This window comes from Microcoleus sp. B5-D4 (assembly GCF_036705145.1).
Taxonomy (GTDB): domain Bacteria; phylum Cyanobacteriota; class Cyanobacteriia; order Cyanobacteriales; family Microcoleaceae; genus Microcoleus.
Genome location: NZ_JAUBTV010000096.1, coordinates 1 through 25,164, shown reverse-complemented (window position 1 = coordinate 25,164; position 25,164 = coordinate 1). Strand labels below are relative to the sequence as shown.

The window sequence follows — 25,164 nt, the reverse complement described above, 5'->3', positions numbered from 1 at the left end:
CCGTCCTTTTTGGACGGGCGGGACGCCCATCCCACAATAACAATTAAAATTGTAAGTTATTTAATTCGCGATCCTAATCAAATTGCTGCAAAAATTTTATGTGCCGTTTGCTGGGCTACCTCGGTGAGCCGATTTTACTTGATGCTATTCTGTACAAGCCGGAACATTCTCTAATTGTGCAGAGTTACCAGCCCCGCGAAATGACTTCTGGCCTACTCAATGCTGACGGTTTTGGTATTGGTTGGTATCACCCGCACCTAGATACTGACCCGTTTACCTATAAAAATGTACAGCCAATTTGGAGCGACGTTAACCTTCCGAGTATCAGTCGATTCGTTGAATCTGGATGCGCGATCGGATATGTTCGCAGTGCAACTTCAGGACAAGCTGTAGATTTGAGCAACTGTCAGCCGTTTCAGAACGATCGCCTGCTGTTCGTACACAACGGCTTCGTGAAGAATTTTCGGCAAACTCTTTACAGACCAATTCGCGATCGGCTCAGCGATACCCTGTATCAATCAATTAACGGTACTACAGACTCAGAGCATATCTTCGCCTTGTTTGTCAATGAATTGACCGCCGGAAATCTGACCATACAAGCTGCTTTGCAAAACTCGCTGAAAACTTTGGCAGAGCTAGCAAACGTTCACCAAGTAGAATTTTCAGCTAATATAATTATCAGCGACGGACACCAGCTCGTTGCCTCTCGCTTTGCTTCCCAAAAAACCCCTCCTTCCCTCTATTGGCTGCGAGACGATTTAAATTTCCCGAATTCTGTCATTATTGCTTCTGAACCTTTATTTGCTGGCAATTGGCACGAGTGCCCAGTCCAGAGCATTATCAGTACCGGAGTAGAGCGTGATATCGAAATCTATCCAATCTTGTAGAGAGGCAATTTATCGCGATTTGCAGCAGTGTCGCCGCGGCACTTTCAAGCTATTTGCAGACATCGATTATGATACTTTTTGCCGTCAAGCTCATCCTGATTTCAGTCCAGTTGGCTGGCACTTAGGTCACATTGCTTATACTGAGGATTTGTGGCTGTTGCAGCGATGTGCTGGGTTGGAACCTGTGTTTCCTCAGTATCACCAACTGTTTGCTGCTGATATTTTGCCGAAAAAACAACGGGTTTTTCTGCCGACGTTACCTGAAGTTGAATTATATCTGGACGCGGTGAGAAAAAAGCTGTTAGATTATTTGGAAGTAGCGCCGATCGACGAGCAAGAACGTCTCTGGCGGTTTATTATTCAGCACGAAAGTCAGCACTGCGAAACTGTTGCTTTCGTGTTGCAAATGCACAGGAAGAAGGAAGGAAGGCACGACACGGATTTGGACACGGATACACGGATTAATTCTCTACAACACAGAGGAATAAAGCAGCAGAAATTCCCAATTCCCAATTCCCAATTCCCAATTCCCAATTCCCGATGCCCCATTACCGATTCGGCGATTGAAATTCCGGGCGGGGAATTTTACATGGGAAGCGATGCTGCTGAGGCTTTGGATAATGAGCGATCGCGCCACCTATGTTATTTAGAAGCATACTCGATCGATCGCTATCCCGTCACTTGTGGTGAATACCGAGATTTCATGGAATCCGGCGGCTATCAAAACCCTGATTGGTGGTCAGCGGACGGCTGGAAATGGCTGCAAGGCGAAGCCGTCTCTCAACCGCTTTACTGGTCAGAAAATCAAGCTTTCAACAACCATCCAGTCTGCGGCGTGAGTTGGTACGAAGCCGAAGCTTACTGCAACTTTATCGGCAAGCGTTTACCATCGGAAGCCGAATGGGAAAAAGCGGCAAGTTGGGATGCCACAAATCAAACATATCGCATCTATCCTTGGGGAGAAGAACCGCCCAACGGCAGCCTGTGCAATCACGGCAATAATATTGCAAGTACCTCGCCAGTTGATGCCTTTCCTAAAGGAGCAAGTGCGATCGGCTGCTATGATATGTTGGGCAATGTTTGGGAGTGGACTGCTTCAACCTTTGACGCCTATCCGGGATTTGAAAGTTATCCTTACAGGGGATATTCTCAAGTTTATTTTGATGGAGAACACCGGGTTTTGAAAGGGGGGAGTTGGGCGACTTTTCCGCAGGCACTGCGATCGACCTTTCGGAATTGGTACTATCCGGGCGTGCGGCAAATTATTGCTGGTTTTCGCTGCGCTAAGTAGTTCGCTATTTCATTATAATTATTGAGGGCACGGCTCCGTGCGCTCCTTGGTTCTTAGTGAAGACTAAAGTCCTCAATACACTCGCTCGGACTAAAGTCCTCCCTACTAACTTATAACGGTTCTTTTACGGATACCATATAAAAGGATTGATGGGCAATTAGGGACAAATTTGTTTGCGAAATGCTAAAGCTTTGATCGGGTAAAAATATTAAATAAAAAAACTTTTGTGAAGTTTTTTATAATTTTAGTTGATAATTTTTAAGTTTTATTTAAGTTTTAATTGTGGATGCGAGATCCATCTGGTGAGATAATACAGAACCGAGAGCGACATGAAAAAACTCACTTGATCGCGATATTTGGCAACGCGACTGCGTGGTATACCCATATGTGCATCTAAAAATTACTTTATGAAATCCCCAAGACTGTCCGACACGGCAAACTCAGCCTCAACCAAAGAAAATCGGCTGCACTTAGAGCGGCTGGTGAGCGCTGCGGCGCCGACACCCGCAGAAATCAATGCTGGCAGCGATGCAGTTAGCTGGTTGACTCAAACCCCCAAATCCCTGCCTCCAAAGTATTTCTACGACGATCGGGGCTCGAAGCTGTTTGAGTTGATTTGCCAGTTGCCGGAATACTACCTGACACGCACTGAGACGGCAATTTTGCAGGGGTGCGCGGGGGCGATCGCCAATTTAACTGGCCCCTGCGAAATCGTCGAACTCGGCAGCGGCAGTTCTACCAAAACTCGGATTCTCCTCGATGCTTACAGTCAACGGGAATATCCGCTGCACTATTTGCCGATCGACATCAGTCCTACTATCTTAGAAAGCAGCGCTTGTCAACTGTTGGCCGATTATCCGTCGCTCCAGATTCACGGACTTGTCAGCACTTACGAATTAGCCTTAGCTAAAATTGCACCGTCGCCGTTGCCAACCCGAATGATTTGTTTTCTCGGCAGTACCCTGGGCAATCTCAACGCTCAAGAATGCGATTTATTCTTCTCGCAAATTGTCGGTGCACTGCAGCCGGGAGAGTATTTTTTGCTGGGTATTGACTTGGACAAATCTAAGGATATTTTAGAGCCTGCATACGATGACAGTCAAGGAGTAACGGCAGCATTCAACTTGAATATGCTGCGACATTTAAATCGAAAATATGAGGGAAATTTTGATTTAGCACAGTTCGAGCATTGGGCTTTTTACAATCAAGAGGAATGTCAAATTGAAATGCACTTGAAAAGTAAAAAAGCGCAAACAGTGCACTTGCGTTCTCTCAATTTAACGGTTGAATTTGCAGCGGGAGAAACTATCCGCAGCGAAATATCGCGCAAGTTTAATCTCAATACGGTAAAAAAAGAACTTTCGCAGCGGGGTTTAATGCCAGTGCAGGTTTGGACAGATCCAAATCAGTGGTTTGGCTTGATGCTTTGTCAGATGTCAGTTGACAGTTGACCGTTGACCGTTGGCAGTTGGCAGTTGGCAGTTGGCAATTGCCAATTGCCAATTGTTATTTGTTATTTGTTTTGAATATCTCCCAATAATCAGTAACTACTGACTACTGACCAAGGATCTGGGTGCAAGCCTCGCCCTTATAGGGCGACTTTAATTAAGACTTGTGAATAATCGAGTTAGCCCTTAGTCACGACACTATAATTAGGGCAGGAGGATAGAAAAAATGTTTAACTTAACTTACGAGTTCAAATTGAAACCAACCGCAGCACAAGTAGCCTTCTTTGAAGATTGGCTGGAACAGTGTCGCTGCGTCTATAACTACGCGCTAGCAGAGCGCAAGCATTGGTTTCAGTCTCGCAGTTGCCAAGTTAACGCTTGTTCTATCCGTTCTGAGTTCATCATTCGGGCAGAAACAAAGCGCCCAACTTATGCCAGTCAGTGCAAAAGCTTAACCGCAGCTAGGGCAAACATACCTGCTTTGTGTGCCGTCGCCGTACACGTTCTACAGCAAACCTTGAGAAGGCTTGAAAAAGCGTTCGTGAGTATGTGGGAGCAAAAGCACGGTTTCCCTCGTTTCAAAAAAGCGGGAGCAATGCGATCTTTTGTTTTTCCGCAACTGGGTGTCAATCCTGTCAACAACGGGGTACTAAAACTCCCTAAGATTGGGTTCGTTAAATTTCATCAATCGCGTCCTATCCCTGATGGCGCAAATATTAAGCAAGCGAGAATAGTTCGCAAGGCAAGTGGTTGGTACGTGATGCTAACCCTGCAATGGGATGTTTCCGTACCGTCAGTTATGCCACACGGTGAAGCGTTAGGCGTTGATGTTGGATTAACTAACTTCATAGCAACTTCCAATGGTCTTTTAGTTAAACGCCAAAAGTTTTTTGCTGATGCAGAGTGCAAGCTTAAATTGCTGCAAAAACGTGTCAGTAGGAAAAAGTTAGGCTCAAATAATTGGAAAAAAGCCCAGAAGAAAGTTGCCAAATTGCATGAGTACGTCGCTAACTGTAGAAAAGATTGGCACTGGAAATTGTCTCACCAACTCTGCAAAGACGTGGGGATGGTTTTTGTCGAGGACTTGAACCTGGTTGGTTTGTCTAAAGCTATGCTAGGAAAACATTGCTTGGATGCAAGCTGGGGACAGTTTTTTGCGATTTTAGAGCAAACCTGTTTTAAATACGGTGTGTATTTTCAAAAGGTAGATGCTCGTAAAACCAGCCAAATTTGTCCTAGTTGTGGTTTGGAGACAGGCAAGAAAGAACTGTCAGAGCGTATTCATTCATGTTCCAATTGTGGCTATACAACAGACCGAGATGTTGCAGCCGCACAAGTAGTTCTTATTCGAGGACTTGCAGCCGTAGGGCATACGGTCAAGATGCTTTCTGAGGGTAAATTCGTCGGAATCCCTGCGAAGAAAGAATCCTCGTACCTGATAGTCGAGGAGTGTCAATAATTAACAAATCGGCCGCTGTCCGGGTTTGACGGCGTGAATGTACTCACTGCCCGAGGTCGGCCATCCCCGCTTATAATAAGCTTCCTCCGGCTTCCCCCAGCCCAACTGCAACAAAATTTCTAGAAAATCCAACTTTTCCCACTTCGAGAGACTGGCCCATTCTGTGCGCTGGGCTATAGCCTCTACATCAACCGGCTCGATAGATCGAAAATCCTTCCCGCTGTTAATGCTTAAATACAAATCCATCCCGGCAGTTACCTGCTGCCAGAATTCCAACATAGCAATCTTAGCTGCCTTCAGCGTAATCAAATCAATCGGTAGAGCTATTAATTCGTCATCCACTGCCGGATAGCGTAGAGTATTGCCTTTAACCGCGATTTCCCGCCAGACAATCCCAGAAACTTGATGTTCCCGCTGGTATTCGTGCACGGCAGCCTTAAAATTTTGATAAGCAGTGAACTTCTGAACTCCCTCAGATTTGAGAAAGCGGTCAATCACGGGGTTGCCTGTAGCAGGAGTTTCAGTCAAATTGAGACGCCGCCCATGCAAGCAGGCTTGGCGCTCTTCTTCGAGGATTTTAATGAGTTCCGCCGTGCTGTAGACCTTGGACATCTTTATTGAGGCAAAATCAAGATATTGGCTGATATTCGGCTGGTTTTCTCTACTAATCTTCGGTAAAGATAGTTTTGCTGTTTTGGGCAATATTCAGTTTTGCCGTTATTCTAACTTTTCTTGCTGCTTAATTGTAGTTTGATAGTTTACAGGAGTCGAGCCGGGAAATCCCGACAGCCTCTTAAAAAAAGCAGTTGAGAGGGTATCGAATCACGAACTAGAGTGGGAACTGCACTGCAGACGTACCTCGCGGGATTTGGCGCCAAAAACAAAGCCCCCTCGAAGGAGGGGGCAAAACTGATGCGAGAGGTTTGGGAGTTTTATTTGATAGGTCGATCGAACAACCCGAAAAAAAAGCAGCATTCGCACCTGCCGTCAACTACCAAAACTCAAATTTTCAGTGTCAAAGTTTAGTAGCGTCCGCGTGAAGAGCGATCTTTGTCGCCCCAGCCGCCGCCACCCGGGCGTTTGTTGTCTTCGCGAGGTTTGGCTTTGTTGACTTTCAAGTCACGGCCCATCCACTCAGCACCGTCTAAAGCTGCGATGGCTGCTGCTTCTTCTGCCTCGCTTGCCATTTCCACAAAAGCAAAACCCCGCATCCTGCCTGTTTCCCGGTCCATTGGCACTTGGACGCGGCTTACAGTACCGTACTCGGCAAATACTTCGTTGAGGTCGTCTGATGTTACCTCATATGAAAGATTACCCACGTAAATCGACATAAAATCTCCAGAATCATTAGGGTGCAGAGACTTAGATTCGGAGAGACGCTTGTAAATAAACACCAACAAACTACGCAACCGAATTTAATTCTTGGAAAACCACTATAACATGAAGCCAGCAGAATCAGCAATTGGCTGTCATAGATTTTCAATTTTCGGTGCCGTCGGGCAATCGCCAACAGAAACTATTCGTGATAACTGACATCTTACACTCTTGGCGTCCTCCGCTTGGTTTCTTGCTGCGCGATCGACCTGGTATCTGAAATTTTTCGTCGCTGTTACCAGGTTGATTGGGTCTGATTGAGAACAGTGCCTGAGATTCAGTTATAACTTACATCTTGCACCATTCTCAAAAACGGGCTCTCCGGCCCGTTCCACAAAAGATAAATTTTCTTGTGGAACAGGCCGAAAAGCCTGTTCCTAAAAGGCTAATTGAGAATGGTGCAAGATCTCAGTTATAACTGACATCAGCCACTGTTATCCCTGGGCAAGCCTCCTGCCCGTTCCACCAGAGATAAATGTTTTTAGCCCAGGATTAATCTTCCGAGTCAATTTCCCCTCTTCCATCTCCCGTCTCTCATCGCATCCGATTTAGCGCCCGATAATGGCGGCTCCCCAATAATTATCAAAAGAGTTATTAGTCATATCTACGCGCATTTTCTACATATATAGCAATCCTAAATAATTATGCAAATAATTTAGGATTGCTATAGTTTATTGCATCAGTCAGTAATAAAATCATAATTTTTGATATAAAATTCCCATTCTATGCGTTTTTTAAGGCTTTCTGTAATTTCTCTATTTGCTCTTTCTCTGAGTTGATTCTATGCAGGCATTTTTACACTAATTACATGAAGTTGGTTTTCGGTTATACCGTCTTTAAACGCCTAAAAGCTTATGTCCTGGGAAAGATGCGATCGCACTCCTACCTCCCTAGCATTGTAAAAGTTGAAAGCCCACAGTGGACAAAGATTGTCGGGTACACAGAGAAGCAAGCCTAAACAAACGAGCGTGAACCAGTTACAGAGGATTTTAGATGGTTATAAACAGTTCGTTGACCCGGCCCTTGGCTGTCGTGACAGGTGCCTCTAACGGTATCGGTTACGAACTCGCCAAACAGTTCGCTCAAAACGGATTCGATCTCCTAGTCACCGCCACCGGAGCGAGCATTAAAGAAGCGGCTCAAGCCTTTGAGGGGCTCGGTGCCCAAGTCGAGACAGTGCAGGCAGACCTCGCTACCTACGACGGTGTTGAGACGCTCTACAACCAGATAAAAGCGACTAATCGGCCAGTGGATGCGATCGCAATTAATGCCGGTGTCGGCGTCGGTGGCGACTTTGCCCGCGAGACAGACTTGAAGGACGAACTAAATCTGATTAACCTCAACGTCGTGTCATCCGTACATCTCGCTAAACGGGTAGTCAAGGATATGGTCGATCGAGGCCAGGGACGGATTCTATTCACTTCCTCCATTGCCGCCCTAATGCCGGGGCCATTCGAGGCAGTCTATGCAGCATCCAAAGCCTTTATCCACTCGTTTTCCGAAGGACTCCGCAATGAGTTAAAAGATACAGGTGTAACTGTCACCTCGCTCATGCCCGGCCCAACCGATACTAACTTCTTCCATCGGGCGGGAATGGACGACACCAAGGCGGGCGCCGACAAGAAAGATGATCCAGCCGAGGTTGCCAAGCAGGGATTTGAAGCCTTGATGGCCGGTAAGGACAACATCATTGCAGGTTCACTCAAGACAAAGATTCTCGCCAGCGCCAGCAAAGTTTTGCCTGATACCGTCAATGCCGAACTGCACAGTAAACTTACTGAACCGGGCTCTGCTAACCAATAATTTCCGCCCGTTTTACTATTCTTAAGTGCAGATTTAAAGAAAGTAAATATCGCAGATAATGGCAAAATTGCAGCCGATAAAAGCGTGTTTACTTCTCCCAGTAGTGGCGATTTAGCGAAGTTTTCTCAGGCGTTCATCGATGGCATTATGCAGCATCGGCATTGGATGCGAACTGAGGAATAAATGGTTCCCGCCTAAGTAATTTAGTACAGGACATTTATGCGAATTCATCATCTCAATTGTGGCTGTATGTGTCCCATTGGAGGGGCGCTTTTCGATGGCTTTAGTCGCGGTTTGACGGCTAACCTCGTCTGCCACTGTCTGCTTGTTGAAACGAATCAGGGACTTGTTCTGATTGATACCGGCTTCGGATTGCGGGATATCCAGTCCCCTTACTCCCGGCTCAGCCAGTTTTTCGTTTATTTTAATAACATCCAGTTCGATCGCAAGTACACGGCCATCCATCAAATTGAACAGCTCGGATTTTCACCAAGCGATGTGCGCCATATTGTGCTCACCCACCTCGATTTCGATCATGCCGGTGGTCTAGAGGATTTCCCTGAAGCCACGGTACATGTCATGCAGGCTGAAATAGATGCCGCACACGATCGGCACGGTTTCATCACAAAAAGGCGCTATCGTCCGGGGCAGTGGGATGAAGTCAAACGCTGGAAATACTATTCGGCGGGTGGCGAACCTTGGTTTGGTTTTGAAGCTGTCCGCGACCTCGACGGGTTGCCGCCGGAGATTTTGCTAATCCCGTTGGTGGGGCACACGCGCGGTCATGCTGGCATTGCCATTGATACACCCGATGGGTGGCTTCTGCACGCAGGCGATGCCTATTTCTACCGACACGAGATGGATGCCGCTAACCGACGCTGCACGCCCGGTCTGCGCGCCTACCAATGGATGATGGAGGTCGATCGCAAGGCTAGGTTGCTCAATCAAGGTCGGCTGCACGAATTATCGGTGCAGCATAGTAAAGATGTGCGCGTGTTTTGCAGTCACGATGCTATTGAGTTAAAAGCCTTCACTGGCGGGTCTAGGAGTTCTTAAAACTAGAAATTTCATCCTTAGTTCGGAATTGCTTTTGCCTGATCGCGAATTGACAAATAACCTAAATTCAGCCAAAATTCTCCTCGATCGATCGTTACCCGGTAAACCTCCGCTATCCACTGCAACCATAAGCATTGATGCAGTCAACGGCGTCAGTACCGGCATCTCGGTCGAAGACCGCGCCCGCACCATCCAAGTAGCCATTCACCCGGACACCAAACCTCAAGACTTGCGCCGTCTCGGTCACATTTTTCCCCTGCGGGCGATCGGACTCATCACCATGTGCCAGTTGCGTAATACCAATTTTTTATGAGGTTGCATAGAATCCGATCCCCCCTAGCCCCCCTTAATAAGGGGGGGACAAGATTCTTCTCAAAGTCAACCCCTACTCCCCTACAACCAGGGGGATTTAGGGGGATCGAGATATGTGCAAGTTCACATTAAATTGGTATAAGTCCTGTGTAACTTTTTATGTTGAAAAAGGATTGAGATTAGGATTAGGCTAATCTTTTCCAGGAATAACAAGTTTTTGACTTACAACCGCAGATAAACACAAATGGTCGCAGATGGATATAGGCTTTGGGAGCATTCTTAAAAAATTATCTAAATCAAACCACACTCTTTTTCACCACCACTTCCACCTTTTCCGTCGTCCATTCCTCACTAGAATCAATCACAACCGTAATCTTTCGCTGAGGGTTATCTTCATCCACAACCGCCGCCAATAATTGTTCCAACGCATTGGTCGGTTTTTTATCCCCAAATCCTTTCCGAGATTGGTCTAACGGTGGCAATTCCAAAAACTGAAAATTCGTACCATCCACCGTCGCAAATACTTTAATAATATTTGCCGCTTCCTCATAATTTTGTGGTAATGATAGTTTGAGTTCTCTTCTTATATTTTGTCCGGGTTCTACCACCTCATAAGGGACACCTTCGGGATAGAATTTTGAAATACTAAAATCCGCATCAAGGTTCAAGGCAGTAATATTTAAAGTTCGATTAGATTCATTGCGAATGATTAAGTCAACACCTTTTTCCTTTTCTTCCAATACAGGAACTTTACCATCAGCATTCAAAACTACAGGTTGCCGTTTGACTGATTTAACCACTTCAACCTTAAGTTGACCATTTAAGCGAGCAAAAGCATCCTCGTTATCCAAATCTAAAATACTCTCATATCTGGCAATATGGATTAATCGATTAATTAGCTTTGTAGTGGCTTCTGGCTCATCGACTTTAATCGGAAAAAGAGAATTTTTGATTAGCTCCTTATTCGCATCTAAAATTACATATTCTCCTTTTGAAGTAAGAGAAACAAAATAATCTATATTTTCATTTTTGTCTTCCTCTGAACAAAATTCTATCCAGCGATGACCTGACACTTTTGTTTGCTTGAGGATATCTGGAATAAATGCTACATTTACACGCGAAAATTGCGGTAGCGGGTCAGGCAAAATAACCTGCACTTTGCGAATTTGTTTCAACCCTGGGGTTAAATAGACAGCAGGTGAACCTATTTCAATCATTCCTTCCGCTACTTTATTATTCCCTCTGTAACCAGGTATCTCTGTTACTTCTGCCCAACAATCCGACGCTCCCAATTCTACTACTTTAACCTTTGCAATAAGGTTGTCCCTGTCTTGAAAATCCATCGTTCTGAATTTAAAAATCTCGAATTCTGCTCCTTCTTTAATACTGCTAGCTTCACCGATTTGCAATTTAACTTGGTTTTTGGGAATATCTACTTGCATCACTGGCACAGTGCGAACAGTGCGAGTTACGGGTACACTACGCATAGGGGATGCGCCAGAGGTGAAGGAGACAGATTGACCACCAAAAAAAGTGCGATCGGTCTCTCCCATCAACATGGGTGTTTGTCCTACAAATTCATTGTGAACTTGATTAGAAATTTTAGCGGACAGAGCCTCTACAGAAATTTCTGTCCCGTATTGCCGCAAAGCTTTTAATAAAAAATAAGTCAAAGCGCCGTTGCGTTCCGTCCCTTCAAAAACCTTTTCATAAGCAAATTCATGATCCCGGCAAGCAGCGATTAAGGTATAACCTTTGGGTTCGGGTAACAAACCATTCACAACGGTAATATTGCGGCTATTTTCTGTTGCAGTTTGCCAATTTTGGGCTAATTCCTGAAGCGGGGCGACTAAACTATCCGTAGGTCGAGGAGTCGTGTCAATAAACCCTTCCCCGCGAATCCGGTCATCTCCGCTCATTTCTCTCGTTGCACCACCGGAATGACAGCTATCGAGTACGAGGGTGACAACCAACTCTTTTTCCACCATTTCTTCCAGCAATTTAGCAAATTCTATATCGCGCAAATAGCGGGAATTTGGTTGACCAATATCTGTCGGAACTAAGGCTTCATCTAAACCCCCAAAACCCTTGAGGCTTTCAAAAATAGTTTTCGCCCGTCCCCCGTGGCCAGAGTAGTGAATATAGACTTGATCTTGCGGTTGGGCTTTGGCTGTTATTTCTTTGAATTTAGCAACAATATTTTCATAAGTGGGTAAAAGTTCCGGGGGTTCTTGGGGTTGGTTGGGATTGTCGGAAGCTGTAGCGGTGAGTTTAATGATTTGGTCGGAGGTGAGATTGAAGGTGTCTTTTAAATAAGTTTCGACGTGGTTAATATCTTGAACACATCCCCGCAAGTTTTTGTAGTAGTTTCCTTCTGGTAAGCGATGGGGGAAGTAGAAATTGACACCGATGAGGAGGGCGTAGAAGTTGGGGGTTTGGTTAGTCATGGTTGATGGTGGGTAAGGGGTTTTAGAAAGGTTTGATTTTTATATGAGGTTGAGGTGGGAGTTTTTATGCAGTTTTTGAGATTAACTTGTTATTCTAAACCAACTTTCTGGCAAAAGCCTATTGATTTGTGGGAATACCATCACACAGGTGTCGGTCACTATCACTGACATTAGGATTGTTCTGTAAATAAGGACGCACCCAATTACAACCGCCCTTGCGTAAATCATCCAAATCCAAATTCCACAAAATTATTGTTTTATCTTTGCCAGCAGAAGCTAAAAGCTTGCCATTGGGGCTAAAGCTTACAGTTTTGACTTCCTCCTGATGACCAGTTAGGGTGTTAAGCAGTTTACCTGTAGCCACATCCCACAATTTGATAGTCTTATCTTCACCAGCAGAAACTAAAGTTTTCCCATCCGGGCTGAAATTTGCGCTCCAAATGAAACGTGTATGCCCAAAAAAGGTGTCCAATACTTCACCTGTTGTGGTATCCCACAGCTTGATATTGGAAACATCACCAGAAACTAGCTGTCGCCCATTGGGACTAAAATTTACGCTTGCGACTGAACCATTACCCGATAATTTATTAAATAATTTACCTGTAGAAATATCCCAGAGATTGATCTCAGAACTCCAACTACCAGAAGCTAGCAGTCGCCCATTGGGGCTAAAACTTACACTTCTTATTCCCCGCATATACTGCCCTTTAAAAGTGTTAAGAATTTTACCTGTACTGACATCCCAAAGTTCAACGTTTTTGTCAGAATTGCCAGAAGCTAGTTGTTGACCATTGGGACTAAAACTTACACTCAAGACTCCTCCACCATGCCCCCTGAAGGTGTTAATTACTTTCCCAGTTTTAACATTCCAGAGTTTTATGGTTTTATCTTTACTACCAGAAGCTAGCTTTTGCCCATCAGGACTGAAACTTATGCTTGTAATCTCTTTATTATGACCAGTGAAGGTATTAAGTAATTTACTTGTGGCAACCTCCCAGAGTTTGATGGTTTTATCTTCACTAGCAGAAACTAGCTGTCGCCCATCAGGACTAAAACTTATGCTTGTAATCTCTTTATTATGACCAGTGATGATATTAAGGCGTTTATTTTTGCCCACATCCCACAATCTAATGGTCATATCGCCACCAGCAGAAGCTAAAGTCTTGCTATCAGAGGTGAAATTAAGTTCTGTGGGTAAGGTACTATGCCCTATAAAGGTTTGCACTGGTTTGCCTGTAGAGACATCCCAAAGTTTGATGCTATTGTTCTCACCATTAGAAGCTAAAGTTTTGCCATCAGGAGTGAAACTAAGTTTTATTGCAATTCCACTGCTAGGCCATGTGCGTATGTTGACTGGTTTGCTTTTGGTGACATCCCAGAGTTTGATAGTTTCGTCTTGACTTGCAGAGGCTAGAGTCTTACCATCGGGACTAAAATTAATTGCTCTGACAGATTTTTTATGTTCAGCAATGGTATTGATTAGTTTGCCGGTGGTAACATCCCAGAGTTTAATGGTTTTGTCTTGACTAGCAGAAGCTAGCTGTCGCCCACCTGGTTTGAAACGTAGATCCGAAATAACATCATTATGTCCAATGAGTGTGTGAAGTAATTTACCTGTATTTACATCACAGAGTTTGATTGAATTGCTTTCATTGTCAACAGCTAAAGTTTTGCCATCGGGGCTGAAACTTGCAGCCCATATTCTTTTTCCACAGCTAATGTTTTTTTTGATAAATTTACCTGTAGCAATATCCCAAAATCTGACTCTACCATCATAATCAATAGAAACTAAAGTCTTACTATCGGGACTGAAACTTAGGCTTACTCCCCTCAAATTAGGTTCAGTAATTGTGTTGAGTAGTTTCCCTGTAGCAACATCCCAAAACTTGATGGTCTGGTCGTGACTCGCAGAAACTAGCAGTCGCCCATCAGGACTGGTAATTAGGCTGCTAACCCTTTCCTTATGCCCATCTAGGCGGTTGTATTCTCTAACACTAGAAATAGCCTGCTGTAAGGAACTTGCAATTTTAATTCGGGTATTAGCGTCTACCCAAACCCTTCGTTTTAGAAGTTTCTCTGCTTTTAAGCTAGCTATTAGCGCATCAAAAGGTTGATTTTTAGATGTTAAGAAAAGGTCTGAAGATTGAGTAAGAGTCTCAATCTGAGCTATTGCTGATTGCTGCCATTGCCACCAACTCAAACCTGCTAAACTAGAAGCAACTATAAAGCCACCAGTAAGACCCAAAACAGCGAGTCGCTGTCCACGTTCCCGTTCCTGTCTCTCTGTATCCCGTTCTTTAACGCTAAGCTGAATAAAATCTCCTTCCTCCTGCGTCATTTCATCTGAGCGTTTACGCAACCAATCTTCTGCCACAGTCAACGACGCACCACGCAACAACCCTCCAGAGTCATGGTTGTTATTTTTCCACTCCCGTAATGCCACCTTCAACCGTTCTTGCCAAGTGCGAAACTGACGGTTAGCATTCATCCACTCGCGCAAAGTTCCCCATTCTCGAATTAATGCTTCATGTACGACTTCTACTGTATCTTCCGGTTCCTGCCGTCCCGTCACTACCAAACGCGCTTGATATCCCGCCAAATAACTGACCAAATTCCAATTATCTTCCCCCACTTCCGCACGGGTAGCAACGCGCCTAGTATCTTCCGTTCCTTCCCCCGGACGCACTAATTGCACAAAAATTCGCTGCGCCTGCTTTTTCTCTGTTTCATTCAGTTTTTGATAAACCTGTTCTGCATGATTAGCAATTGCTTTTTTCACCCCGCCAATTTCTTCATAAGCTTGGTGAGTTAACTCTCGGTTGATTTGCTTTTCCCACAAACGAGTTAGAGCAAATTCTAATAAGGGCAAATTCCCAGGTTCTTGCCCCACATCATCAAGAATGCGTTGGGTTAATTGCGGTTCTAATTGGACTGCCAATTTTTGAGCAGGTAATTCAATTGCTGCCTGTAATTCCTCTCGCTTCATGGAACTGAGTAATTGCGGTGTATACTCTTGCAAGGCATCGCGAAACGGACGATAGGAAAGCACATAACCGTAAAAGTCAGCGCGTAACGTCAAAACTAATGTAATATTTTTTTGAGCAATCGCCGTTAGCAACTCATTAGCAAAACGTTCCTGTTCTTCCTTTACTTGACAAAGGGTGTACAGTTCCTCAAATTGGTCTGCAACTAACAACAATCGTTTACCAGGGTTACGCTCTAAAATGCGAGATACAACTTGTGGTAAAGTGATTCTCCCATTTTGTAAGTCGTCGGCTAATCCTACCGCTTCCCGCAATTTTTGAGTTTCACCCGCTTCTGGTTCTAATTGCCGCACTAAGGCAGAAGCCAAAGGCAAAAACGGTTCTTTTCCGGGACGAAATGATTCAATTAACCAAATTCCTTCTTTTCGCAATTTGGGAATTAAGCCGGCATACACCACAGAAGATTTACCACTTCCACTTGGCCCAACGACAGCTACTAAGGGTTGTGTCTGAGTGACTTCTACTAACTTATTTACAAATTTTTCTTGCCCGAAAAAGAAGTCTGCATCTTCTTCTTTAAATGCAGACAATCCTTGGTAAGGGTTAGGCGGAATCACATCTTCAAAAGCAATTATACCGTCATCAAGCGGAGCATCTCTTAAGTTATTTTTCTTAAAAACCGGAGTTTCATGCTCTAGGAAACTCATCATCTGCGATCGCCCTAAATCGTAGGCTTCTTCAATTTCATATCCTGCGGCAATCCCATCATAAAATGCCACCGCAAAGGCGACGGCTGCTTTATCACCCACGGCTCTATTCATGCCAACTACATAATTAACGTATTGGCTAATTGCATCAGCTTGTACTTCCGAATAACAAGCATTGAGAATTACGCACTCTACCCCTTTTTTGGCAAATAATTTAAACATACTGGCGAGGGCATTTGTCTGCACTAGCGCCATTTTTCCAGTATCATCTTCTAGGACAATTCCATCTTCTCCCGCACCATGTCCGCAAAAGTGAACAATATTCGGTTGATAATCTAAGATAGCCCGGTAAAAGTCACGGGAACGCACCGCCCATTTTTGTTCTAATTTATACAGTTCTCGTTTGTTTGCCCGTCGCAATCCTTCGTCAATTTCCCTGATTTCTTGATCCAATCGCAACGGAGCCGTATTTTTGGGATTAGCTGCCAGAATCAGAATTGTTTTGACGCGGGCGTGGTTACTCATAAGACACAGGAATGATAGGATAATTTTTCAACAAGCTAGACGGCTCTCCTGAGTTTTAGGTGATAATAAAAATAAAACTTCCCGTGGTACAGCCCGGAAAGCCTGCGTGAGCGAGACTACCGTTTCCACCACAAATCCAGAATAGCTCTTTATCCAAATTAAATGTATACTTATCAGGATTTTTTACCTACCAGAGAAACTTTTCATTGCGGGGTGAAAAGAACTTGCTGCCCGCAACTCCCGCGCCGTAATTCCAGACAACTTCTTGAATCAGATAAAAAGGCACTTTGTCCCAAAGCAGATAGGAAATCGGAATTGCTTTTGCCCGATCGCGAATTGACAAATAACCTAAATTCAGCCAAAACGCTCCTCGATCGAGTGTTAACCGGTAAACCTCCGCTATCCACTGCTCGCACCAGTTTAAATACTCATCTAACACCAAGGATTTTTCGTACTCTTTGCCGATGTTATAAGGCGGGCTGGTAACGGTTATACCAATTTTTTATGAGGCTGCATAGAATCAGATCCCCCCTAGCCCCCCTTAATAAGGGGGGGACAAGATTCCGCTCAAATTCCCCCAATAACCAGGGGGAGTAGGGGGTATGCGAGGGGGATCGAGATATGTGCAACTTCACATTAAAGTGGTATTAAATCTACAAATTGATCGGGTAGCAACTTCAATGCTTCCAAACAATCCAGGTTGTAAATTAGGAAATTATGAGCTTGGAAGTACGGTTTACCTAAAATATTCGCGATCTCAGTCAAGCTCATGAAATATTGGGGAGAAATTTTGTTGACAAGATGCAATAATTATAGTAAGTGAGCTCAGAAATATTGTCAAACTCATCTCGATCGCGGAATGCCCCTGTCGGAAACAAAAGGTTACAATCACAAATAGATTCTATTTCCATAACATTACTGTTTATAGATTGAACTCCTCAGTGCCAAATAACAACACCTCAACTCAATCCTTTCAATTTGACTCAATTGACAGCGCCCTCGCAGACCTCAAAGCAGGTCGCCCCCTGGTAGTAGTCGATGACGAAAATCGCGAAAACGAAGGCGATGTGATTTGTGCCGCCCAATTCGCCACCCCCGACAACATCAATTTCATGGCCGTGAACGCGCGGGGTTTGATTTGTCTGGCCTTGAGTGGCGAAAGGCTCGATCGCCTGGAACTGCCCCTGATGGTCAGCAAAAACACCGACAACAACCAAACCGCCTTCACCGTCAGCATCGATGCAGTCAACGGCGTCAGTACCGGCATCTCCGCCGAAGACCGGGCACGCACCATCCAAGTAGCCATCCACCCGGACACCAAACCTCAAGACTTGCGCCGTCCCGGTCACATTTTTCCCCTGCGGGCGATCGACGGTGGCGTCCTCAAACGCGCCGGCCACACCGAGGCCTCGGTTGACCTCGCCAGACTCGCAGGGCTGTATCCCAGCGGCGTGATCTGCGAAATTCAAAACCCCGATGGTTCGATGGCGAGGTTGCCCGAATTAATCGAGTACGCCAAACTCCACAACCTCAAAATAATCAGTATTGCCGACTTAATTAGCTACCGACTCAAGCACGATCGATTTGTCCGCCGCGAAACCGTCGCCAAATTGCCCACTCAATTCGGCGATTTTATGATTTACGCCTACCGCGACACCCAAGATAATTCAGAACACGTTGCTATTGTCAAGGGCGACCCGGCAGAATTTAAAGACAAACCCGTGATGGTGCGGGTGCATTCCGAATGCCTGACGGGCGATGCTTTGGGTTCCCTGCGCTGCGACTGCCGGATGCAACTGCAAGCGGCACTGAAAATGATCGAAAATGTCGGTTCTGGCGTCATCGTTTACTTGCGCCAAGAAGGTCGGGGTATTGGATTGGTAAATAAACTAAAAGCTTACTCGCTGCAAGATTTGGGATTGGATACGGTAGAAGCCAACGAACGGTTGGGATTTCCCGCCGACTTGCGGAACTACGGCGTCGGAGCACAAATGCTCAACGATTTGGGAGTTAAAAAAATTCGGTTGATTACCAACAACCCGCGCAAAATTGCGGGTTTGAAAGGTTACGGGATTGAAGTAGCCGATCGCGTCCCCTTACTGATTGAAGCCACAGATTACAACTCGATCTATCTGGCAACAAAAGCCGAAAAACTCGGTCATATGTTACTGCAAACTTATTTAGTAACAGTGGCGATTCAGTGGAACGAAACGAAGGAAGAAGCTAGAAGCCAGAAAGCAGAAGGAAAAGAGGAAGATTCTGCCATTCAAAATCGGTACGAACACCTCGAAAAACTGCGGCATTTGGCGGCTAGCCAGCACTTGCTGCTGCAAGAAGAAGCGCGGCCGGTGGGAATAGCCCTTTTCGGAGAAGGCTCCCTCATCGTTCACCTAGGCTTCGATCAAGCCGGACTCGCAGCCCCCGATTGGTACAAAGATCCAAACCATCCTTACGTCAGGGCGATCGGTCAAATTCTCGGCCAAATAAGCACTGAGCCGAATTTGCAAACATTAGAGTTCATGGTTTCCTCCGGTGGAGATCCGCTCAAAACCCTGCAAGTCCAGCTCGATCGCGAGACATTCCTGTTGTCGGAATTAGTCGAAATTTGCGATCGGCTCGAACCTCAAAAAATCTACAGTTTTGCTCCTCTTGCCTGAAGGCAGAAGGTAGAAGCCAACCCCCCTACCCCAGCAGGGGGGAAGGCAGAAGCCAAGAAAAACTGTGAATTTCAGAATAATACTTGTTGATACCAGCATCTTCCTTTCGTCAGAAAGCACCTACCAATAAAAACAGTGAATAACAATGTTGATTGCAGTCTAACAAGTCGATGTAGCGAACACTTGAGAGAGAATCGTCGCTGCACATTTATATTATTAAGCAGTATTAATACTCATTAAATTATTCACTAGGACTTTTAGTTAATGTTAATTTTTTTAGACATTGATGGTGTACTTATTCCTGACAGAAGAAATGGCTCGAGTTTGCAAACAGATATAATGAAATTTAATTCAGTTTGCCTTAATCACTTTGAAAATGTCCTTCGTTCCTATCTATCATGCGCGAGTAGTAATTTCATCATCCTGGCGTGAAATATTCCCCTTCGAGGTAATCCCGCCATTATTTTCACCAGATATCGCTCTCCGTATTATCGGATTCACCCCTTTTCTCAACCCCAAAAATATTCATCAACACAAATATTTACGACACCAGGAAGTTCTTGAGTATCTTCGACAAAATCAAGCAGAAAACTCACCTTGGGTAGCCATTGACGATATTCCAGAACACTATCCGCCAGATGCGCCAGTTGTGGCTATTGATGATTACAATGGTTTTGACCAGAACTCAGCCAAGGTACTTTCAGAATATCTAACTTGATTTCAAAGGTTAGGAAAAAAGTATCGGAATAGAGAGGGTGAATTTGACATGGAAATGAACGTTGGTGACTTTCTGCACCGACTCGACCTCAGAGGACAAGCACTTAAAGGCACCAACCTTGGCGGTGCGGAACTCCGGGGAGCCAACCTCCGAGGCACGGATCTCCGAGAAACCAACCTCAGCGGCGCTATGCTCAGGTATGCAGACCTGATTGAAGCCGACCTCAGCGGTGCTAATCTCAGCGGGGCGGATTTAGCTGAATCATTTCTTAATTTAGCTAACCTCACTAGAGCCGATTTGACTGGTGCTGTCCTCCGAGAAGCTACTCTGGTAGGAGCCGAACTCACCGGCGCAAACCTTAAACAAGCAAGTTTGATCAAAGCTAATTTAGTAGGAGCAAATCTCCACGAAGCCAACTTAACCAGAGCCAACCTTAGCGGGGCGGATTTACGCGGTTCTCAGTTGAGCGGCGCCATTTTAGACAAGGCCGTATACAACAACCGGACTATCTTTCCCGAAGATATTGATCCGGGTGCAATGGGAGCATTTTTGCTAGCTCCCAATGCTTCGCTCCCTGGCTTAAATCTGGCTATGGTAGATTTGACCGAAGCCGATTTAAAAGGAGCCGATTTGCGGCGGACAAACTTATACAAAGCTATTTTATTTGGTGCCAAACTCGATCGGGCAAACTTAGCAGGAGCCAACCTCAGCGCAGCGGACTTGAGGGAAGCTAGTTTGAGCGGCACGATTTTGGAGAAAGCTGTTTACAGCAACAAAACATTGTTTTCAGAAGGTATCGACCCCAGTCTGGGCGGAGCTTATTTAATTGCTCCCAATGTATCGCTGCAAGGGGTAAATTTAACCGGAGCCGACTTAAACGGGTCAGATTTAAGCGGAGCTAATTTGAGCGCTTCTAACTTAACTTCGGTCAATCTCAAAAATGTAGACCTCAGCAGAGCTAGCTTAAAAAAAGCTTACCTCAAAGGTGCAAACTTGGAGGGAACTGATTTAAGAGGAGCCGATTTAAGCGGCGCAATTTTACACCAAGTAAACTTGAGTTCTGCTGACCTCCGGGGTGTAGACTTAACAAGGGCTGACCTCAGCGGCGCTAATTTAAGGGATGCCGATTTGAGGGAGACAGATTTCACGGGAGCTACTTTGCTGTTCGCTAACTTGAGCGGGGCCGACTTGAGAGGTGTAGACTTGACAAAAGCTAACCTCAGCGGCGCTAAGTTAAACGAAGCTGATCTCCGAAAAGCAGATTTGATGAGAGTAAATTTGGAGGGAGCAGATTTAACTGAGGCCGATTTGAGCGATGCTCATTTATTCCGAGTTAATCTCAGAGGTGCTAACCTGAAAGGTACTAACCTCAAAGGCGCAAGTTTAAAAGGGGTATTTTTGACCGACGCTTATTTGAGCGAAACGGATTTGACCGATCTAGAGCTGAGTCCGAGTTTTTTTGAATTGCCGCTAGAATCGGAATGGTAATTAGTCATTTGGCAGTTGGCAGTTGGCAGTTGACAGTTGACAGCGGCCAGTTGACATTTGACAGGAAAGCAGTCATTTATCTGAACAATCTAAAATCTAAAATCTATCTGAACAATCTAAAATCTAAAATCTAAAATCTAAAATGGATCGACCGTTAGGCTCTGTTATTCAAGGTTCCCTGAGCAAGGGATTAGAAGTGCGACTGCACGCCGATGTTTCGGTGGAAGATATGAGGGTGGGGAAATTTCTAGTAGTGCGGGGGGTGCGATCGCACTTTTTCTGTATGCTCACCGACGTGTCTCTCGGAACTTCTAGCGCCCGCATTTTATCGAATCCTCCCAATCCCGACGACGATTTTCTGCTCGCAGTGCTAGCCGGTAGCAGCACCTACGGTACGATCGAACTGTCGCCGATGTTGATGTTGACTGCTGAGAGAGAAAAACAGCAGGCAATTTTCGATCCGAGGAAAAACGGCCCAGTTCGCGAGAACAAGTTGGCGTTAGGAAATTTGGCTTCTTTTGAGTCACAAACGGGCGCGGATATTGAGTTGCTGCCGGTCAAAACTATTCCCAGCCACTTTTCCCAGGTGTTTGATGCCAAAGAAAGTGATTTTCGGGCAGTTTTTGGCTGGGAAGATGACCCCTATCGCCGCAATTTTGCGATCGGCAAACCGATTGACATGGACGTTGCTGTGTGCTTGGATTTAGACCGATTTGTGGAACGCAGCAACGGCGTTTTTGGCAAGTCGGGAACGGGAAAATCTTTCCTGACGCGCTTGCTTCTATCGGGAATTATTCGCAAGCAAGCTGCTGTTAATCTAATTTTTGATATGCACTCCGAGTACGGGTGGGAAGCAGTTTCGGAAGGGAAACAGTTCAGCACTGTTAAAGGTTTGCGGCAGTTGTTTCCCGATAAAATGCAGATTTATACCCTCGATCCAGAATCGACAAAACGCCGGGGAGTCCGCGACGCTCAAGAGTTATTTTTAAGTTTCGATCAAATTGAAGTGGAAGACATCGCACTGGTGCAGCGCGAGTTAAATTTGTCGGAAGCTAGTATCGAAAATGCGATTATTTTGCGAAATGAGTTGGGAAGCGGTTGGATCAACAAGTTGCTGGAAATGACCAACGAAGATATTCAAATGTTTTGCGAAGAGAAACGGGGAAATAAGTCTTCGATTATGGCTTTGCAGCGGAAATTAGAGCGACTGAATGATTTGAAATACATTCGGAAACGCTGTCCGAAAAATTATGTAACTGAAGTTTTGCAGTGTTTGGATGGCGGCAAAAATGTGGTAATTGAGTTCGGTTCTCACTCGGATTTGCTGTCGTATATGTTGGCGGCAAACGTGATTACTCGCCGCATTCACCAAGCTTACGTGCGGAAAGCGGAGAAGTTTTTGCAGAGCAAAAATCCGTGCGATCGCCCGCAGCCATTAGTGATTACCATTGAAGAAGCTCACCGCTTTCTCGATCCGGCGATCGTGCGATCGACTATTTTCGGTACAATTGCCAGAGAAATGCGAAAATACTTCGTAACCCTGCTGATTGTAGACCAGCGTCCTTCCGGCATCGATGCCGAAGTCATGTCGCAAGTCGGAACGCGGATCACAGCTTTGCTAAACGATGATAAAGACATCGATGCTATTTTCACCGGCGTTTCAGGAGGACAAAGTTTGCGTTCAGTTTTGGCAAAACTCGACTCCAAACAGCAAGCATTAGTTTTGGGGCACGCCGTACCGATGCCCGTAGTCGTGCAAACTCGCCCCTATGACGAGCAATTCTACAGAGAAATTGGGGATATTGACTGGCAAGAAATGCCCGATGAACAAGTATTTGCCGAGGCAGAATCTGCCAAAATGGATCTGGGGTTCTAGATTGAAAACTACTAGATTCATTACAGAACTTAGGCAAAGGTTACTGTAAATTAGTCTTGCTGAACAATTGGCGATCGCTGGCAATGACAGAAATAGCGGATTTTTGCCTCAGTTATAAACGAAAAAGTGCGATCGAGCCTCAAAAAAATTAGCCCCCAGCTTTCAGTCAGAAGCTTTCCCCCTTCACCCCCTCACCCCTCATCCCTAACTGCCCAAAATTTGCATAAGCTTAAACATGATGGAGATGATGGAGCCTCGCAGCACAATGAAAGTCAAACAGGGCAACAGCCAGCCTTTATACGCCTTGTCGTTACTCGTAGCAGAATTGGATTAGCATATTTAAATAAAAATGTCAATAAATATTTTAAACAGTTACTGGCATCTAATACGGCGATCGGGTTCGGTTATCTCGCATCCCACCATCTAGGCAGCGAGAAAATTTCAAGCGATGATGGAACAGAGAGCAAAACAAAGCCCTCGAATTGCATGAGTCTGTTTGCATGAGTATTTTGAAGTTGAGTGGCAGTTAAAACTAACAGGGAATTCAAAACCTTAAGGAAAAATGTAGAATCTTGACCTTAAGACAGAGGTTTTTACTCTTTACGATCCTCAAAATTGGGAATAATATTGAGAAAACTAAACTCTTGCTTCACTTCGCCTTGAACTAGCCGTTAAAGCTAGCGAGCTACCGAAAATCGACGGGGATTACTGGAAATCAAGCACAAAAGTAATCCCAAACAAAAAGCTTCTACCGATCGTCACCGATAAACAAGAGGGGAAACATCCCCTTTGTCGCAGTCTTTATCCCACTTGCAAAAGTGGGACAGGGTATCACCAACTTTTTATCTGTTGTTACAAGGAGTGCAATACTCACCCATGTCCACCACAACCCCCAAAAACAAAACAGTGAAAGCCGATCGCATGGGCAGCCGGCCATACTCCTCAACGGATACGGTTCGTGCCTATCTGCACGAGATCGGTCGCGTACCCCTGCTAACCCGAGAAGAAGAAATTGTTTTCGGGAAGCAAGTGCAGCAAATGATGAAATTAATCGAAGCAAAACAAGCACTTGCTAAAGAATGGCAGCGGGATCTGACAGATCAAGAGTGGGCTGCCGAAATGGAGTTGACCGAACCTGAACTGAACCGCATCTTACACATAGGGCGGCGGGCTAAGCAAAAGATGATTGAAGCGAATTTGCGGCTAGTAGTAGCGATCGCCAAAAAATACCAGAAACGCAATATGGAATTCTTGGATTTAATTCAAGAAGGTACTCTTGGTTTAGAACGAGGAGTCGAAAAATTTGACCCGATGCGGGGATACAAATTTTCTACCTATGCCTACTGGTGGATTCGGCAAGCAATTACCCGCGCGATCGCCCAACACGCCCGCACCATTCGATTGCCAATTCACATCACCGAAAAACTCAACAAAATCAAAAAAGTGCAGCGGGAACTTACCCAGCAGTTGGGCCGGTCTCCCTCCCCTGCCGAAATTGCCGCAGCCTTGGAACTGCACCCTTCCCAAATTCGGGAATACCTGCTGATGGCAAGACATCCAGTTTCTTTGGACTTGCGGGTAGGAGACAACCAAGATACCGAACTGCAAGAACTCTTAGAAGACGAAACGGCATCTCCCGACAACTACATTACCTCGGAATTGCTGCGGCAAGACCTCGATACTTTGATATCAGAACTTACCCCCCAGCAGCGAGATGTAATAATTCTGCGCTTCGGTTTGGAAGACGGCACAGAAATGTCTCTGGCGAAAGTCGGAGAACGGCTAAATCTCAGCCGGGAACGGGTGCGGCAGCTAGAACATCAAGCCCTTGCCCACCTGCGCCGCCGCCAATCTCAAGTCCGAGAATACTTGGCTAGTTAGTCACTAAAAAAGTTGAGATTTCCCAAAATCTCAACTTTTTTTTCGTATTGGCGCTGCTGGGAAGGATACTTTTATACCAGTTAAAAAAAAGAATGGAACTGGAAGCCCGTGATCCAAACCCTTATGGAATAGGTCACGCCAAATTATTCAATTCTTTAATCTAAAATCTAAAATCTAAGGAATGAGAATTAAATAACTTCCATAAGTTTGTGGGATGGGCGTCCCGCCCGTCCTTTTTGGACGGGCGGGAC

Annotated in this window: 17 protein-coding genes and 1 pseudogene; 12 read left to right on the top strand and 6 right to left on the bottom strand. The window is 45.3% G+C overall.

Features of this window, described 5'->3' with window-relative positions:
- Positions 1-98 precede the first annotated feature (98 nt).
- From egtC to QUB10_RS29260, 4 genes are all read left to right on the top strand, one after another.
- The gene (gene egtC / locus QUB10_RS29275; RefSeq protein WP_333206717.1) at positions 99-887 is read left to right on the top strand and encodes an ergothioneine biosynthesis protein EgtC; all 789 of its coding nucleotides are present in this window, start codon (positions 99-101) and stop codon (positions 885-887) included.
- Complete coding sequence (locus tag QUB10_RS29270) at positions 859-2,178, top strand: ergothioneine biosynthesis protein EgtB (protein ID WP_333206716.1); 1,320 nt, start codon at positions 859-861, stop codon at positions 2,176-2,178. The genes egtC and QUB10_RS29270 overlap by 29 nt, the downstream gene beginning before the upstream one ends.
- A gap of 407 nt (positions 2,179-2,585) precedes the next feature.
- A complete protein-coding gene (egtD, locus tag QUB10_RS29265; protein ID WP_333206715.1) occupies positions 2,586-3,629 on the top strand; it encodes an L-histidine N(alpha)-methyltransferase in 1,044 nt (347 codons plus the stop codon).
- Between the two features lie 223 nt (positions 3,630-3,852).
- Complete coding sequence (locus tag QUB10_RS29260) at positions 3,853-5,085, top strand: transposase (protein WP_333206714.1); 1,233 nt, start codon at positions 3,853-3,855, stop codon at positions 5,083-5,085.
- Here QUB10_RS29260 and QUB10_RS29255 read toward each other — a convergent pair whose 3' ends face one another.
- A complete protein-coding gene (locus tag QUB10_RS29255; RefSeq protein WP_333206713.1) occupies positions 5,086-5,697 on the bottom strand; it encodes a hypothetical protein in 612 nt (203 codons plus the stop codon).
- A 410-nt stretch (positions 5,698-6,107) separates the two neighbouring features.
- Entirely contained in the window at positions 6,108-6,416 is a 309-nt protein-coding gene (locus tag QUB10_RS29250) for an RNA-binding protein (protein WP_333206712.1), read from the bottom strand.
- A gap of 1,036 nt (positions 6,417-7,452) precedes the next feature.
- On the opposite strand from QUB10_RS29250, the gene QUB10_RS29245 reads away from it, so the two are divergent.
- Entirely contained in the window at positions 7,453-8,262 is an 810-nt protein-coding gene (locus QUB10_RS29245; protein WP_333206711.1) for an SDR family NAD(P)-dependent oxidoreductase, read from the top strand.
- 111 nt (positions 8,263-8,373) lie between these two features.
- Here the strand turns inward: QUB10_RS29245 and QUB10_RS29240 are convergent, their stop codons facing one another.
- Entirely contained in the window at positions 8,374-8,727 is a 354-nt protein-coding gene (locus tag QUB10_RS29240; protein WP_333206720.1) for a hypothetical protein, read from the bottom strand.
- On the opposite strand from QUB10_RS29240, the gene QUB10_RS29235 reads away from it, so the two are divergent.
- Positions 8,614-9,318 (top strand): MBL fold metallo-hydrolase, encoded by a 705-nt coding sequence (locus QUB10_RS29235; protein ID WP_333206719.1) that lies wholly within the window; start codon positions 8,614-8,616, stop codon positions 9,316-9,318. The genes QUB10_RS29240 and QUB10_RS29235 overlap by 114 nt on opposite strands.
- Positions 9,319-9,442: 124 nt before the next feature.
- Positions 9,443-9,583 (top strand): annotated as a pseudogene (locus QUB10_RS34335) (3,4-dihydroxy-2-butanone-4-phosphate synthase); the annotation flags it as partial.
- Positions 9,584-9,926: 343 nt separating this feature from the next.
- On the opposite strand, the gene QUB10_RS29225 reads toward QUB10_RS34335, so the two are convergent.
- From QUB10_RS29225 to QUB10_RS29215, 3 genes are all read right to left on the bottom strand, one after another.
- A complete protein-coding gene (locus QUB10_RS29225; protein ID WP_333206709.1) occupies positions 9,927-12,077 on the bottom strand; it encodes a caspase family protein in 2,151 nt (716 codons plus the stop codon).
- A 118-nt stretch (positions 12,078-12,195) separates the two neighbouring features.
- A complete protein-coding gene (locus tag QUB10_RS29220) occupies positions 12,196-16,293 on the bottom strand; it encodes a WD40 repeat domain-containing protein (RefSeq protein WP_333206708.1) in 4,098 nt (1,365 codons plus the stop codon).
- Positions 16,294-16,480: 187 nt separating this feature from the next.
- On the bottom strand, positions 16,481-16,786 hold the full coding sequence (locus QUB10_RS29215) for a DNA methyltransferase (RefSeq protein ID WP_333206718.1): 306 nt from the start codon (positions 16,784-16,786) through the stop codon (positions 16,481-16,483).
- A gap of 448 nt (positions 16,787-17,234) precedes the next feature.
- Here QUB10_RS29215 and ribBA point away from each other — a divergent pair, with 448 nt between their 5' ends.
- The 5 genes from ribBA (at position 17,235) to QUB10_RS29190 (ending at position 24,913) form a co-directional block, all read left to right on the top strand.
- Positions 17,235-18,950, top strand: a complete 1,716-nt coding sequence (gene ribBA / locus QUB10_RS29210; RefSeq protein WP_333206707.1) for a bifunctional 3,4-dihydroxy-2-butanone-4-phosphate synthase/GTP cyclohydrolase II — start codon at positions 17,235-17,237, stop codon at positions 18,948-18,950.
- A gap of 376 nt (positions 18,951-19,326) precedes the next feature.
- Positions 19,327-19,668, top strand: a complete 342-nt coding sequence (locus QUB10_RS29205; RefSeq protein WP_333206706.1) for an HAD domain-containing protein — start codon at positions 19,327-19,329, stop codon at positions 19,666-19,668.
- A gap of 48 nt (positions 19,669-19,716) precedes the next feature.
- Entirely contained in the window at positions 19,717-21,156 is a 1,440-nt protein-coding gene (locus QUB10_RS29200) for a pentapeptide repeat-containing protein (RefSeq protein WP_333206705.1), read from the top strand.
- A gap of 142 nt (positions 21,157-21,298) precedes the next feature.
- The gene (locus tag QUB10_RS29195) at positions 21,299-23,032 is read left to right on the top strand and encodes an ATP-binding protein (RefSeq protein ID WP_333206704.1); all 1,734 of its coding nucleotides are present in this window, start codon (positions 21,299-21,301) and stop codon (positions 23,030-23,032) included.
- Positions 23,033-23,908: 876 nt separating this feature from the next.
- Complete coding sequence (locus QUB10_RS29190; RefSeq protein ID WP_333206703.1) at positions 23,909-24,913, top strand: RNA polymerase sigma factor, RpoD/SigA family; 1,005 nt, start codon at positions 23,909-23,911, stop codon at positions 24,911-24,913.
- Positions 24,914-25,164: the final 251 nt, after the last annotated feature.

Bases quoted from the DNA above. Each gene is read 5' to 3' on its own strand.
- egtC (WP_333206717.1), top strand. From the start codon at position 99: ATGTGCCGTTTGCTGGGCTACCTCGGTGAGCCGATTTTACTTGATGCT.
- egtD (WP_333206715.1), top strand. From the start codon at position 2,586: ATGAAATCCCCAAGACTGTCCGACACGGCAAACTCAGCCTCAACCAAA.
- QUB10_RS29260 (WP_333206714.1), top strand. From the start codon at position 3,853: ATGTTTAACTTAACTTACGAGTTCAAATTGAAACCAACCGCAGCACAA.
- QUB10_RS29255 (WP_333206713.1), bottom strand. From the start codon at position 5,697: ATGTCCAAGGTCTACAGCACGGCGGAACTCATTAAAATCCTCGAAGAA.
- QUB10_RS29250 (WP_333206712.1), bottom strand. From the start codon at position 6,416: ATGTCGATTTACGTGGGTAATCTTTCATATGAGGTAACATCAGACGAC.
- QUB10_RS29245 (WP_333206711.1), top strand. From the start codon at position 7,453: ATGGTTATAAACAGTTCGTTGACCCGGCCCTTGGCTGTCGTGACAGGT.
- QUB10_RS29240 (WP_333206720.1), bottom strand. From the start codon at position 8,727: ATGGATGGCCGTGTACTTGCGATCGAACTGGATGTTATTAAAATAAAC.
- QUB10_RS29225 (WP_333206709.1), bottom strand. From the start codon at position 12,077: ATGACTAACCAAACCCCCAACTTCTACGCCCTCCTCATCGGTGTCAAT.
- QUB10_RS29220 (WP_333206708.1), bottom strand. From the start codon at position 16,293: ATGAGTAACCACGCCCGCGTCAAAACAATTCTGATTCTGGCAGCTAAT.
- QUB10_RS29205 (WP_333206706.1), top strand. From the start codon at position 19,327: ATGTCCTTCGTTCCTATCTATCATGCGCGAGTAGTAATTTCATCATCC.
- QUB10_RS29200 (WP_333206705.1), top strand. From the start codon at position 19,717: ATGGAAATGAACGTTGGTGACTTTCTGCACCGACTCGACCTCAGAGGA.
- QUB10_RS29195 (WP_333206704.1), top strand. From the start codon at position 21,299: ATGGATCGACCGTTAGGCTCTGTTATTCAAGGTTCCCTGAGCAAGGGA.
- QUB10_RS29190 (WP_333206703.1), top strand. From the start codon at position 23,909: ATGTCCACCACAACCCCCAAAAACAAAACAGTGAAAGCCGATCGCATG.